This is a genomic window from Bacteroidota bacterium (assembly GCA_016721765.1).
Lineage (GTDB): Bacteria > Bacteroidota > Bacteroidia > UBA4408 > UBA4408 > UBA4408.
The window spans coordinates 300,855-314,494 of record JADKHO010000001.1 but is presented as its reverse complement, the minus strand read 5'-3'; the positions used below and the strand labels follow the sequence as shown (position 1 = coordinate 314,494).

11 protein-coding genes are annotated in these 13,640 nt (G+C 37.8%); 8 read left to right on the top strand and 3 right to left on the bottom strand.

Annotated features, from left to right (window positions below; translation table 11 throughout):
• Nucleotides 1-106: 106 nt before the first annotated feature.
• Both IPP32_01305 and IPP32_01300 read right to left on the bottom strand, forming a co-directional pair.
• Entirely contained in the window at nucleotides 107-1,690 is a 1,584-nt protein-coding gene (locus IPP32_01305) for a T9SS type A sorting domain-containing protein (GenBank protein ID MBL0046724.1), read from the bottom strand.
• A gap of 183 nt (nucleotides 1,691-1,873) precedes the next feature.
• Complete coding sequence (locus tag IPP32_01300; GenBank protein ID MBL0046723.1) at nucleotides 1,874-2,575, bottom strand: CoA transferase subunit A; 702 nt, start codon at nucleotides 2,573-2,575, stop codon at nucleotides 1,874-1,876.
• An 82-nt stretch (nucleotides 2,576-2,657) separates the two neighbouring features.
• Here IPP32_01300 and IPP32_01295 point away from each other — a divergent pair, with 82 nt between their 5' ends.
• The 3 genes from IPP32_01295 (at nucleotide 2,658) to IPP32_01285 (ending at nucleotide 6,043) form a co-directional block, all read left to right on the top strand.
• Nucleotides 2,658-3,560 carry an EamA family transporter gene (locus IPP32_01295; GenBank protein ID MBL0046722.1) on the top strand — a complete coding sequence of 301 codons (903 nt, stop codon included), beginning with the start codon at nucleotides 2,658-2,660 and terminating at the stop codon, nucleotides 3,558-3,560.
• A gap of 4 nt (nucleotides 3,561-3,564) precedes the next feature.
• Nucleotides 3,565-4,536 carry a hypothetical protein gene (locus IPP32_01290; protein ID MBL0046721.1) on the top strand — a complete coding sequence of 324 codons (972 nt, stop codon included), beginning with the start codon at nucleotides 3,565-3,567 and terminating at the stop codon, nucleotides 4,534-4,536.
• A gap of 202 nt (nucleotides 4,537-4,738) precedes the next feature.
• The gene (locus IPP32_01285) at nucleotides 4,739-6,043 is read left to right on the top strand and encodes an O-antigen ligase family protein (GenBank protein MBL0046720.1); all 1,305 of its coding nucleotides are present in this window, start codon (nucleotides 4,739-4,741) and stop codon (nucleotides 6,041-6,043) included.
• A 4-nt stretch (nucleotides 6,044-6,047) separates the two neighbouring features.
• Here IPP32_01285 and IPP32_01280 read toward each other — a convergent pair whose 3' ends face one another.
• Nucleotides 6,048-7,226, bottom strand: a complete 1,179-nt coding sequence (locus tag IPP32_01280; protein MBL0046719.1) for an acyl-CoA dehydrogenase family protein — start codon at nucleotides 7,224-7,226, stop codon at nucleotides 6,048-6,050.
• Nucleotides 7,227-7,834: 608 nt separating this feature from the next.
• Here IPP32_01280 and IPP32_01275 point away from each other — a divergent pair.
• From IPP32_01275 to IPP32_01255, 5 genes are all read left to right on the top strand, one after another.
• Nucleotides 7,835-8,797 (top strand): ribonucleotide-diphosphate reductase subunit beta, encoded by a 963-nt coding sequence (locus tag IPP32_01275; protein ID MBL0046718.1) that lies wholly within the window; start codon nucleotides 7,835-7,837, stop codon nucleotides 8,795-8,797.
• Nucleotides 8,798-8,933: 136 nt separating this feature from the next.
• The gene (locus IPP32_01270; protein MBL0046717.1) at nucleotides 8,934-11,315 is read left to right on the top strand and encodes a ribonucleoside-diphosphate reductase subunit alpha; all 2,382 of its coding nucleotides are present in this window, start codon (nucleotides 8,934-8,936) and stop codon (nucleotides 11,313-11,315) included.
• Nucleotides 11,316-11,672: 357 nt separating this feature from the next.
• Nucleotides 11,673-11,915 (top strand): hypothetical protein, encoded by a 243-nt coding sequence (locus IPP32_01265; protein MBL0046716.1) that lies wholly within the window; start codon nucleotides 11,673-11,675, stop codon nucleotides 11,913-11,915.
• A 72-nt stretch (nucleotides 11,916-11,987) separates the two neighbouring features.
• On the top strand, nucleotides 11,988-12,848 hold the full coding sequence (locus IPP32_01260) for a hypothetical protein (GenBank protein ID MBL0046715.1): 861 nt from the start codon (nucleotides 11,988-11,990) through the stop codon (nucleotides 12,846-12,848).
• Between the two features lie 179 nt (nucleotides 12,849-13,027).
• Nucleotides 13,028-13,576, top strand: a complete 549-nt coding sequence (locus IPP32_01255) for a transposase (GenBank protein ID MBL0046714.1) — start codon at nucleotides 13,028-13,030, stop codon at nucleotides 13,574-13,576.
• Nucleotides 13,577-13,640 lie beyond the last annotated feature (64 nt).

Sequence of the window (13,640 nt, the reverse complement as noted above, 5' to 3'; positions counted from 1 at the left end):
ATTGGAAGAATAGGCATCCTTCATAGATTCTTTTTTATAAAGTGAAGTTCAAAAAAAAGCCTGCTGCATAAAATGCAACAGGCTTCATGAAAACAGGGTAAAATCTTTATTTGATTACAACAAGCTTAGAGGTTGTGCTCGACCAGTTAAAATTATTCACTCTGCAAAAATAGATGCCGGCATTCATATCGCTTAAATCAACTTGCAAGTTAGAATCGCTTAGGCCGTTAAGCGATTTGTGCGCTATTAATTTTCCATTTACATCCGTAATATCTAAAAATGCATTTTGCAAGTATTCGGCATCCAGTGTAAAATGAAAAGTGGCGGAATTACTGGTTGGATTGGGATACATATTAAATAATTCGGCAGCAGCAATAGAATTGGAATTTTCGTCGGCCAAGCGTTTTACGGAATTCTTTTTTAATAAGGTATAAGGATACCATTGAAAACTATTCAAAGTACTATTCCATTTGCCGGGATTAGCAGCAATATATGCTTCATACGCTTTTTTAAACAAGCCCTCTGCACAAGCCATTGTATTTCCCGATATCTTTAAAAATGGTCCAAGAAAATCGCACCATCCATTGTTAAGCGGATCAGTAGCAATTGCATCACTTTGATTTGATCCGCAAAGTAGAATTACCAATTTAGTACTTGCTTTTGTAGTTCCGCTAGCAGCTGAAAAAATATCCATTCGACTTTGAATGCTGGCCTGAAACAAGCTATTAGGATTGCACTTATAGTTGCTTAAATAAATTTTATCGGCAATGTTATCTATAAACTGAGCTTGCACTTTATCGTCGTAAGAATCTTTATCTAAATAACCTAAATAAACATAGATGTAAAGTGGGTCAACACTTGCTGCTTTTAAGCAATTCATGTAATTCATCATTTTTTGAAAAACGCGATAGGCTGAATCCCTTTTTGCAATGCTATTAAATGTTTTGGTATTCCAAAATTCATATTCCGATACCATGTGGTCAATCTTAAATGAATTTGCAGCGCCTAATTTTGCATTACCTTGACTTGCTAAATCTATCTCTTCTTCAACAGGGGCATCGGTTCTGGAAACTTCATCATAAAAACTATTTTCTTCATTTCCGGTCAATTCCAAGTCTACATCTTTTTGTTTAAAATAACTTCCTTCCGGTTGTGAAGAAGAAGTAGTAGAAGCTGCCTTATTCGCAACACAGGTAGATGTTATTCCATTATAAGCAGCCACAAATGAAGGAGTGTTCGGATTCCAAATGGTTACACCCACATCAGTAATACCATAGTTTCCGGTTTTTGCTTTTGTAATAAACCGCTTTAAATGGTCTTGATAGGTAGAAGCCCCGTAAACAGAGGTTGCAAAACGCAAAATATTCCAAATATCATACACGGTGATACGCGAAAAACTATTCGCTTTGCAATAGTTTAAAAGTGCATCTTCCTTTTCATAAATGCCATCGTTGTTTGCATCCACACCGAGAATGGAATGTGTTGCATCAATGCCTTGTTGCGGCCCATAAAAAGCGCTGTTGAATGAAAAAAACTCATTTACATATAGCCCTCTTGGTTTAGGTGGTGTGGTGGGGCAACCGGTCATTTTCACCGGTGTGTAAGTACATGCGGTGCATTGTCCGCTTGCTTCTTTCTGTATCAAAAATGAGCTTAAAAGGCTAAGCGAGAAGAGAATTTTTTTAATCATAAATACTACAATTTGGGTGATTATGGGGTTTTTATTGCGCTATTGATTCACTGATTTTTTTAAACGGCTACATAAATAGCACTAAACGCGCACAAGGGGAACAAAAAGTTGCTGAATGGGAAAAAAAGACCTCCCAGTTGGAAAGTCTAGAACGAATAGAATAAGCAATAAGGAAAATCCCGTTTAAGCTTTGGTTTTGACAGTTCTTTGTTCAATCCGCTTTTCGTAATTTTTTCCTTCAAAAATGCGTTGAACGAAAATTCCGGGGGTGTGAATTTCATTGGGATCTAATTCTCCGGCGGGAACAAGGTGTTCCACTTCGGCAACTGTAATTTTTCCGGCTGTTGCCATCATTGGATTAAAGTTTCGCGCGGTAGCTTTATAAATAAGATTTCCTTGTGTATCGCCTTTCCATGCTTTTACGATAGCAAAATCGGCTTTAAGCCATTCTTCCATGAGGTACATCTTACCATGAAACTCCCTAGTTTCCTTGCCATTAGCCACTTCCGTTCCGAATCCTGCCGGAGTAAAAAATGCAGGAATTCCGGCACCGCCCATTTGTATGCGAGTAGCAAGTGTACCTTGTGGTATTAAATCAACTTCCAGCTCCCCGCTTAAGAGTTGTCGCTCAAATTCAGCGTTCTCGCCCACATAGCTTGAAATCATCTTCTTAATTTGATGTTTTTTCAACAACAGCCCTAAGCCAAAATCATCTACTCCTGCATTATTGCTAATGCAGGTTAACCCTGTTACTCCGCTTTTTACCAGCGCTGTAATGCAGTTTTCAGGAATGCCGCATAGGCCAAATCCCCCAAGCATCAGTGTCATATCATTTTTTAAGCCTGCAATTGCAGCTTCGGCATTGGCAACTGTTTTATTAATCATAATTTAATTATTTTGGACTCGAAATTAGTAATTTCAAAAAAACTATCTTTGAAAAAAACACATTCCTTTTTATTGGTTTTTTGTGAAAGAGAATTTTAAGTCGCATTTAGCCCTTTTTGCCGCTGCACTCATTTATGGTGCAAATTATACCATTGCCAAGGGTGTAATGCCGCAATATTTGCAACCCTTTGGTTTTATTATGGTACGTGTTACCGGTGCGGTTATTTTATTTTGGATTACCGGAATTTTTGTTCCCGAAAAAATTAACCGAAAGGATATTCCATTATTAGCCTTTTGTGGCATGTTCGGCGTTGCCATTAATCAACTTCTCTTTTTTAAAGGGCTTAGTATGACAACGCCCATTAATGCTGCCATAATAATGGTCATAACGCCTATTTTAGTTTTACTCGTCGCAACCTCCTTGGCAAGCGAGCGCATCACAACTAAAAAGCTGCTTGGCATTATTGTAGGTTTAGTGGGTGCATGCCTTCTGCTACTTGTAAAACACGATTTATCCTTTGGCTCCCTCACCTGGCGGGGCGATTTATGTATTCTTATTAACGCTATTTCATGGGGAATTTATTTAGTCGTAGCCAAACCGCTTATCATGAAATACCGCACCATTACAGTAATTAAATGGGTGTTTCTTTTTGCCTGGTTTTATGTGCTTCCTTTTGGATATAGTGAATTTATGGAAGCAGATTTTTCGGCTATGCCACCAAATATTTTGCTTTCGGTTGCTTTTGTGGTGTTAGGCACCACTTATTTTGCATATCTCTTAAATAATTATGCTTTGCAAAAAGTTAGCTCTTCGGTGGTGAGCATCTACATTTACCTTCAGCCCTTATTGGCTGCCGGAATTGCTGTTTTTTTAGGAAAGGATGAATTGGATGCAGTTAAGCTCCTTTCAGCCTTCCTAATTTTTACGGGGGTTTACCTAGTTAGCGCCGCAGAAAAACCAAATAGTAATCAAAATATCCAATAAAGGAATGTCAGCTAGTGTGGAGACTCAAAGCCCTTATATCTGGCTGATTAAAATCGTTATAACGAATCGAAAATCCATTCTTATTTTTGTTAGTAGTATAGTTGTCATTGCAATCCTTGCGAGTACCCCATATTTTATTCCTCCTCAATATAAATCGGAAGTAATCTTTTATCCGCCTAACACCAGCTCCAACAAAATTTTGATTCAAAATGATGTGCGATTTGGATCTGACAAGGAAATAGATCAGCACATTCAATTGCTTAAATCCAGTTTGGTGCGCGACTCTGTTATCAAAAAGTTTCAACTCATATTACACTATAATATCGATACCTTAGAAAAGGATTGGGCCTTCCAATTAAATGAAGAATATGACGAGAACATTACTATTGCCCGCACGCGTTACAATGCATTGGCGGTTTCCGTAATTGATACCGACCCGAAGCTGGCAGCACGTATTGCAAATGATATGGTAAACATTGCCGATGGAATTAAGGCTACCATCTTGCGAAAAAATTTGCAGGCTGCGCTGAAAGACCTGGAACTCGATTACAACAAAAAAGTGAAAGAGTTTGATGTGTTCGCAGACAACATCAATAAATTGGTGCGCGATAGAAATATCCCGAACTTAAATATTAAAAATCAATCTTTTGTGGAGCACATGAAGCAACAAATTGACCTCATTCGCGATTTGACAAAAAATCCGGTGAATTACGATTTGAAAAAACAGTACAATTATGAATCCATGTTGGCTCAACTGGCCGAATTACAGTCCAGCTACGAGCAAGCATCGAGCAATTTAAATAATAACTTTCCTACCTGTTATGTGATTTCACCTGCTCAAGTTAATTTCAAAAAAGAAGCACCCAATCGCTTGTTAATAATATTCCTCTCAGGCGTATCGGCAGTATTGTTGTCCTTACTGTGCATTGTTGTTGCCCACAAACTGAAGCAATTAAAACATGATTTGGAAAAATAAGCAAGTTGGGGGAATTATTTGGATGCTCCCCTTTGCGCTGCTCATTTCCCTTCTAATCTTTTATCTCATTTCTAGTAGATTTGATGCCTACCTTAAAGTCGCTGTTTGCTTTTGCTTTTTATCTGTTGCATATCTGCTTTCATTGGGTTCTCTCAGGTTTGCCTACCTCTGTTTAGGATTCCTTCTCCCCATTTCAATCAAATTGGAAAGTGAAGAATATGGTCTTGTTATTGGATTTCCTTCAGAAATGCTAATTGCGCTTCTTGCCATTGCTCTTGTCTTTAGATGGTTGCATAAAGGCTATTCGGATAAATTATTTTTAAAACACCCAATTACTCGCGTCCTATGCCTGTATCTTTTATTAACATTTCTATCAAGCGCTTTTAGCAGTATGCCGCTTATCTCAATAAAGGCAAGCATAGTGCGAACCAGTTACATACTGGTTTTTTATTTTGGACTAAACGACGTCTTTAAGGAAAAACTTTCAAGCATTAAAATTTTATTTTTGAGGTATGGATTCAGCCTTTTTGCCGTAGGATTATATTTCTTGTATTTTCAATCGCTTTACAATTGGAATAAGGAAACAGCTGGTATTTCCGTAAATCCATTTTATGCCGACCATACTATATTCAGTGCCTGCCTGGTTTATTTGATTCCTATTTTTATTGCACAAGTAAGTTTAAAAGGTCATTCGGATCTCAATAGATACTGTCGGCTGCTTTACTTCCTACTGCTGAGTTTTATGCTGCTTACAATTTTCTGCACGTATTGCAGAGCTGCATGGATAAGTATGATAGCGGGGCTAATCTTTCTTTTTTTTAGTTGGATGAAGTTGAAACCCAAATTTTATTTTTCGCTATTCTTGTCGTGTGTCCTTGTTTTTTTTCTTTACAGAAATGAAATCTGGATTGCTATCCAGGAAAATAATAGCATCTCCACTTCTCCAACAACTAATGTAATAGAGCAAACCCAATCCATCACCAATGTGAGTACTGATGTTTCCAATGCCGAAAGATTAAACCGATGGAGTTGTGCGTTACGCATGTTTTTGGACGAGCCATTTTTAGGATTCGGCCCGGGCACTTTTCAATTTCAATACCTGAGCTATCAGCTTCCCGATGAAACAACATATATAAGTGTTTATAGCCCTTATAATATTCCCAAGGGTAGAGGAGGTTCAGCACACAGTGAGTATTTATTGGTATTGGCTGAGAGTGGACTTTTTTCGTTTCTTCTGTTTCTTATTTTACTTGGAACAGGAATCTACACTGCAATTCAAGTATTGCGATATGAGGAGCAAAAAAATGTACCCTTGCTTTTGCCTCTGTTACTAGGCTTTTTCATGTATTGTATTCATGGTTTTTTTAATAACTATTTGGATACAGATAAGGCCGCATTTTTATTTTATGCATCCTTGTCGTATTTTGCCGGGGCAAGTTGTGTGTTGACCGATGCGCAGAAAAAAACGCCTGAAAGTATAGCTAACAGGCGTTTCTTATCTGTATAAATAGTTATTCAAATGCCGCAATACCGGTAACATCCATGCCGGTAATTAGCAAGTGGATATCGTGCGTACCTTCATAGGTAATAACCGATTCAAGATTCATCATGTGGCGCATAATGGGGTATTCACCGGTAATTCCCATACCACCATGTATTTGACGTGCTTCTCGGGCAATTTGTAATGCGGTAATAACATTGTTTCTTTTTGCCATACTGATTTGAGCAGGAGTTGCACGATTTTCATTTTTTAAGACACCCAAGCGCCACACTAAAAGTTGTGCTTTGGTTATTTCAGTAATCATTTCAGCCAGTTTCTTTTGTGTCAACTGAAATCCACCAATAGGTTTTCCAAATTGTATGCGTTCTTTCGAATAACGCAAAGCCGAGTCGTAGCAGTCCATTGCAGCACCTAAAGCGCCCCAGCTTATGCCGTAACGTGCCGAATTCAAGCAGCTCAAAGGGCCTTTCAATCCTTTTACATTTGGAAGTAAATTTTCTTTTGGAACTTTAACATTGTCGAAAACCAACTCGCCGGTTGCACTAGCACGCAAACTCCATTTTCCGTGGGTTTCGGGAGTTGTAAAACCTGCCATTCCACGCTCTAAAATTAATCCTTGAATAACGCCTTCTTCATTCTTTGCCCAAACTACAGCAATATCTGCAAAGGGAGCATTCGAAATCCACATCTTGCTCCCATTTAATAAATAATGATCGCCTTTATCTTTAAAATTACTTAGCATGCCATTTGGATTTGAACCATGATCCGGCTCTGTCAATCCAAAACAACCCATTAATTCGCCTGTTGCTAATTTGGGTAAATATTTTTTGCGCTGTGCTTCACTTCCAAAAGTATAAATCGGATACATTACCAATGAGCTCTGAACAGAAGCAGTAGAGCGCAATCCGGAATCACCTCTTTCTAATTCTTGCATGATTAATCCGTATGAAATTTGATCTAAGCCTGCGCCACCGTATTCTTGCGGAATGTAAGGACCAAAGGCACCGATATCGGCCAAGCCTTTTATCCATTGTTTAGGGAAAGTAGCGGTTTGACACGCTTCTTCAACAACCGGACTTACTTCTTTTTTTACCCAGGCACGAGCAGTATCTCGGATGAGTTTATGTTCATCCGTTAATAAATCATCTAACACATAGTAATCGGGTGCAATGTATCGGTCAGTAGCCATATTAAATTTTTTTTAAGAGGCGCAAATATAGGTTTTATTGATGTATTGGACAATGTTCGAGCCCGATTTGAATGTAAAATTGAAGTGCTTAAAATTTTAAGGAGCAACCAAATTTAAACAGCGAAGCGATAATGATTGTTCGCCTTTCGCAAAAAAATGTGGCTTTGCAGTCGGTTTTCTTTCCTTCTTCTCTCAGCAAGAAATGGGTTTAGAAAATACATCGAATCAAACTCAATTTTCATCTAAAAGCAGGTACACAATTTTTTTTTATTCCACCAAATATTTTGGAATAACATTTCATTTTTATTTTCTGAATTTTTGAACACTTGCCTGTTAGTCGATTCGTGATAAGTACTTTGAGTTTTGATTATCAGTGAATTAACACTCGTGTGAATAACTTAAGCACTTTGTTAATTCATTCACCTTGCTTGCTGATTTTTTTTTGCAAAAATTTGTGAAGCGAAAAAATCAATCAAAAAACCGCTCGTTCTTAACCTAATGTTTTTGAAATGAACACTTAAGCTTAACATTTCAAAAAAGAGGAAGAGAAAAAGGAAAAAATTGATTCACCCCGCAAGCAAAAATCACAAAATTCAGCGCATAGATTAATGGAGCCAATTCTACAAGAAAATAAAGACCGCTTTGTGTTATTCCCAATAAAACACAAAGATATTTGGGAGATGTATAAAAAAGCAGAAGCCAGTTTTTGGACTGCCGAAGAAATTGACCTTTCTCCCGACGGTCAAGATTGGGAGAATAAACTGAACAACGACGAAAAGCATTTTATAAAACATGTGCTTGCATTTTTTGCTGCAAGCGACGGAATTGTGAACGAGAACCTCGCCGTAAATTTTATGAACGAGGTACAATATCCGGAAGCACGCTGCTTTTATGGCTTCCAGATTATGATGGAAAACATTCACAGTGAAACCTATTCGCTTTTAATAGATACCTATATAAAAGACCCCAAGGAAAAAGATAGTTTATTTCATGCCATCGATACCCTTGATTGTGTGAAGAAAAAAGCAGAATGGGCATTAACATGGATCGGTAACGGCGGTTTTGCCGAGCGACTCATTGCCTTTGCTGCTGTAGAAGGGATTTTCTTTTCAGGAAGTTTTTGCTCCATCTTCTGGCTCAAAAAACGTGGCTTAATGCCCGGATTGAGCTTCTCAAACGAACTCATCTCCCGCGATGAAGGGCTGCATTGTGACTTTGCTTGTTTACTTTATTCTCAATTAAAGAATAAACTGGCTCCAAGTCGCGTTACAGAGATAATTAAAAACGCTGTGGACATCGAAAAAGAGTTTGTTACCGATGCATTGCCGGTTCGCCTTATAGGGATGAATGCGGATTTAATGCGCCAATACATTGAATTTGTTGCCGATCGTTTACTGGTAGCACTGGGTTGCGAAAAAGCATACAATGCAACCAATCCTTTTGATTTCATGGAATTGATTTCGCTGCAAGGCAAAACTAATTTCTTCGAAAAAAGAGTAGCTGAATACCAAAAATCAGGTGTGATGGGCAAAAAGGAAGACAATGTATTTTCACTAGACGAAGATTTTTAGAACCTTCTACATCGCTTGTAATAACAAGCATTGTAGAACTAATTGCGGTTTCTTATCAAAGCAACCGCGAGGAATTGTTCGCTAAAAAAATTAAAAACAAGATATTTAAAATATAAACCTACACTAAGCTCCAAAGATGTACGTAATAAAAAGAGATGGCAACAAAGAGTCTGTAAAGTTTGATAAAATTACAGCACGAATTCAAAAGCTCTGCTACGGGCTCGATGCAAATCATGTGAACCCGGTTCCTGTGGCAATGAAAGTAATTGAAGGAATTTATGAAGGCGTTACCACGCACGAGTTGGATAATTTGGCAGCAGAAATAGCAGCTTCACTAACCACCACGCATCCTGATTACGCTTTACTTGCATCGCGCATAGCGGTAAGTAATTTACATAAAAGTACCAACAAATCGTTTTCTAAAACAATGTCGGCACTTTACAATTATGTGGATCCTAAAACCGGAAAAAAAGCGCCATTATTGGCCGAGGATGTGCATGATATTATTTTGAAAAATGCTCAACTACTCGATTCGACCATCATTTACGACCGTGATTTTGGATACGATTATTTTGGATTTAAAACATTAGAACGCTCTTACCTTATGAAGTTAGAAGGTAAGGTAGCAGAGCGCCCTCAACACATGCTAATGCGTGTGGCTGTAGGTATTCACAAAGAAGACATTGATGCTGCAATTGAAACTTATAATTTGATGAGCGAGCGATGGTTTACACACGCGACACCAACACTATTCAATGCTGGAACTCCTAAGCCTCAAATGTCGTCATGCTTTCTATTGACTATGAAAGACGACAGCATCGAAGGCATTTATGATACCTTAAAACAAACGGCTAAAATTTCACAATCGGCCGGCGGCATTGGTTTGGCGATTCACAATATTCGTGCAACAGGCTCTTACATTCGCGGAACCAACGGAACATCAAATGGAATCATACCAATGTTGCGCGTATTCAACGATACAGCACGTTATGTGGATCAAGGAGGAGGAAAACGCAAAGGAAGTTTCGCCATATACTTAGAACCTTGGCATGCCGATATTTTCGAATTCTTGGATTTACGCAAGAACCATGGTAAAGAAGAAATCCGTGCCCGAGATTTATTCACAGCTATGTGGACTCCCGATTTGTTTATGAAACGTGTAGAAGAGAACGGCGATTGGAGTTTGTTCTGTCCGAATGAAGCGCCTGGTTTATCGGAGTGTTACGGAGAGGCTTTTGAAAAATTATATACCAAATACGAGAAAGAAGGACGCGCACGTAAGACCATTAAAGCACAAGATTTGTGGTTTGCCATCTTGGATTCTCAAATCGAAACCGGCAATCCATACATGTTATACAAGGATGCTTGCAACGAAAAATCCAATCAAAAGAACTTGGGAACCATTAAATCTTCCAACTTGTGTACCGAAATTATGGAGTACACATCAGCTGAGGAAGTAGCAGTGTGTAACCTTGCATCTATAGCACTTCCACGATTTATTGAAGGTGGGAAATTCGATCATCAAAAATTATTTGATGTTACCTATGTAATCACCAAAAATTTAAATAAAGTAATCGACCGCAATTACTATCCGGTTCCGGAAGCACGTAACAGTAACATGAAACACCGCCCAATTGGAATAGGTGTGCAAGGTTTAGCAGATGCTTTTATTTTATTACGCATGGCCTTTGATTCGCCGGAAGCAGCAAAACTAAACAGCGAAATTTTTGAAACGATTTATTATGCTGCCATGACTGCTTCTAAGGATTTAGCGAAAGTGGATGGGCACTACGAATCGTATCCCGGCTCACCGGTATCCAAAGGCATTTTCCAATACGACATGTGGAATGTTACTCCAAGCACGCGTTGGGAATGGGATATTTTAAAAGAGGAAGTGTTGAAATATGGCGTGCGTAACTCCCTGCTATTAGCACCAATGCCAACCGCCAGTACATCGCAAATATTGGGTAACAATGAATGTTTTGAACCTTACACCAGCAATATCTATACGAGAAGAGTATTAAGCGGAGAGTTTGTAATTGTAAACAAACACTTATTGAAAGACCTTGTAAAACTTGGCTTGTGGAATGATAAATTGAAACAAAAAATTATTGGAGCAAATGGTTCCATTCAAGAAATCAATGAGATTCCCGACAATGTAAAAGAGCTTTACAAAACGGTGTGGGAAATCAAACAAAAAGCAATTATCGATATGGCAGCCGACCGCGGTGCCTTTATCTGCCAATCGCAATCGTTGAATTTGTTTATTCAAAATGCCAATTTCGCGAAACTAACAAGTATGCATTTTTATACTTGGAAAAAAGGATTGAAAACTGGAATGTATTACTTGCGCACCAAGGCTGCTGCAGATGCAATTAAGTTCACTGTAGAGAAACAAGCCGAAGAGCAATTTGCACCGGTAATGAGTAACGATGGTAAAGTAAGTGAAGAAGAACGTATGGCAGAAATTAGCTGCTCGCTCGATAATCCCGAAGGATGTGAAGCGTGTGGTTCGTAATTAGATTAAGTTTAGAATGTAAAAGCCCTGCACAGTTTGTGTGGGGCTTTTTGTTTTTAGTATGAAATCTTAGTATACAACATCTTAGTAACAAGTATCACACTTGTCTTCTTTGCAGCAAGCGTCGTTGCAGCAAGCGTCCACGCTTGTTGCACTATATACTAGCGAATAGCGGCTCATTAAAATAAATCATCCTATTTTGTCATTGACCTAAGAATAGTACAAGCCTAGTTTTACATTAAAATTTGGGCGACGAATTAAAAATCCGGGATTTATTTTATAAAGCGTAATCACTCGATATATTTCCTCTTACCTTTCTAATTAAAAACAAATAGTTAGCTTTACAAATCAACAAAAATGACGGCATCTCAATCCTTAAAACTTTACGAACTCCAAAATATAAATTTAAAAAATGAGGCGGATGCCAAAGCTTTGGTGCATGAAATAGAAGCTGTAATCGAAAATAGATTTAATATGGAACGTGTCCGACTTGCAACAAAAGAGGATTTAGCAAAAACAGAAACAAAGATTATTTTGTGGATAATTGGATTCAATGCACTTCTTGCAGGTTTGATAATTGGAGTTTTCAAACTATTGTAAAATAGCTAAAACGTATTTCAATTTGTATAACAGCTGGTTGCAACAAGTGCCCTGCTTACAAATTTTCGCAAAATGAAAAGAGCCTTTGTCATTATCATGATGTTTTTTTTCCATACATCTAACGCGCAAGACACTTTGTTTACTAAAAAAGGTAAGCCAATTTCTTGCAAAGTAAATGAAATTTATAAAAACGCTTACGTCCTTTATACCCCCTATAATTCGTCAAAACAACTAAAAATAAATTGTGATGCCTTGTATTATATTTCGCTTCAAAATAATACCAAAATTTATTACGCACCTAAGCCGGTAATTTTTACAAAGCACTCTTTCGATAGTATTGTTGACCCATTTATTTTAGGAGGGTATATTACACCTTTGGGGATGCACACAGGAATTTACCTAACCTATTATCTGAATAGAAAGAACTTTCTGAAACTTAGCACAGGCTATAAAATTTATTGTCCACAAGCTTTTGACGAGTTTTTTTATTTTACCATGAACCAAGCAAGTGGGTTTTATACGGGCCCAATTATACAACTCCGATGGGCACATTTTAAAGAGGAGGCTCCACATAAAGGAATTAGAACAAGAAATCTTGTTTATGATTTTCGTTACAGAAAAGTTAATCAATACACGTGGTTAGATGGGCCTACAGGGCAAAACTCGACATATATGGAGGAACGGAGCGAGCAGGTTTATGCGCATTCATTAATTTACATGCTCTCAACAAGCTATCACCATAATAGTTCAATAGATTGGGGGCTCATTTTAGGTGTTGGGTTACAATGGGGACACAAGCGAATTCATCACTACGCAGTCCCAGATAATAATTTTACACCCAGGAATCATATTGATAGATTTTCAAGTGAACCATTAATTCCCGTGATATTTCGAACAGGACTATTTTTTGAATTCAAAGGACTTTCGAAGTGATTGTAAATTTCGATATAAATTAAGCTTGATTTCAACACCCATTGTTGCTGCAAGCATCCAAAGTCGTTGCAGCAAGCGTCCACGCTTGTTGCACAAAATACTAGCGAGTAGCGGCTCATTAAAATAAATCATCCTTTTTAGCTATTTCTACAATTAAGCCCAGCATTTATTTTTGCCCTATGAGTAGAAATTACAAATTTAAAAACCCGGAAGGCTTGTATTTCGTGAGTTTTGCTGTGATTCATTGGATGGATGTTTTTATTCGACCTATTTATTTCGATTGTTTGGTTGCTAACCTAAACTATTGTGTGGAGAAAAAAGGAATGGAAATTTATGCCTGGTGTATTATGACTAATCATGTTCATTTGGTGTTTAAATCCACAGTTCAAAAGCCGGAAGATTTGCTGCGTGATTTCAAAACATTTACATCAAAACAACTCTTAAAACTAATTCAAGAAAATTTTCGTGAAAGCAGAAGGGAGTGGTTATTGAATGCTTTTGCAAAAGCAGGGAAAGCCAATTCAAACAATACACATTTTCAATTTTGGCAACAACATAATCATCCCATTGAGCTATGGTCTAATAGGATTATTGATCAAAAAATAAATTACATACATGCAAACCCGGTGAAAGCTGGTTTTGTGGAGCACGATTACGAATATTTGCACAGTAGCGCTAGAGATTATTGTGATATTAAAGGCTTAGTTAATATTATTCGAGAAATGTGATGTATTAGTAGAAAGGTATAGTTTCTTTATAATAATTCTGTCGCAAGCGTCCACGCTTTCGACA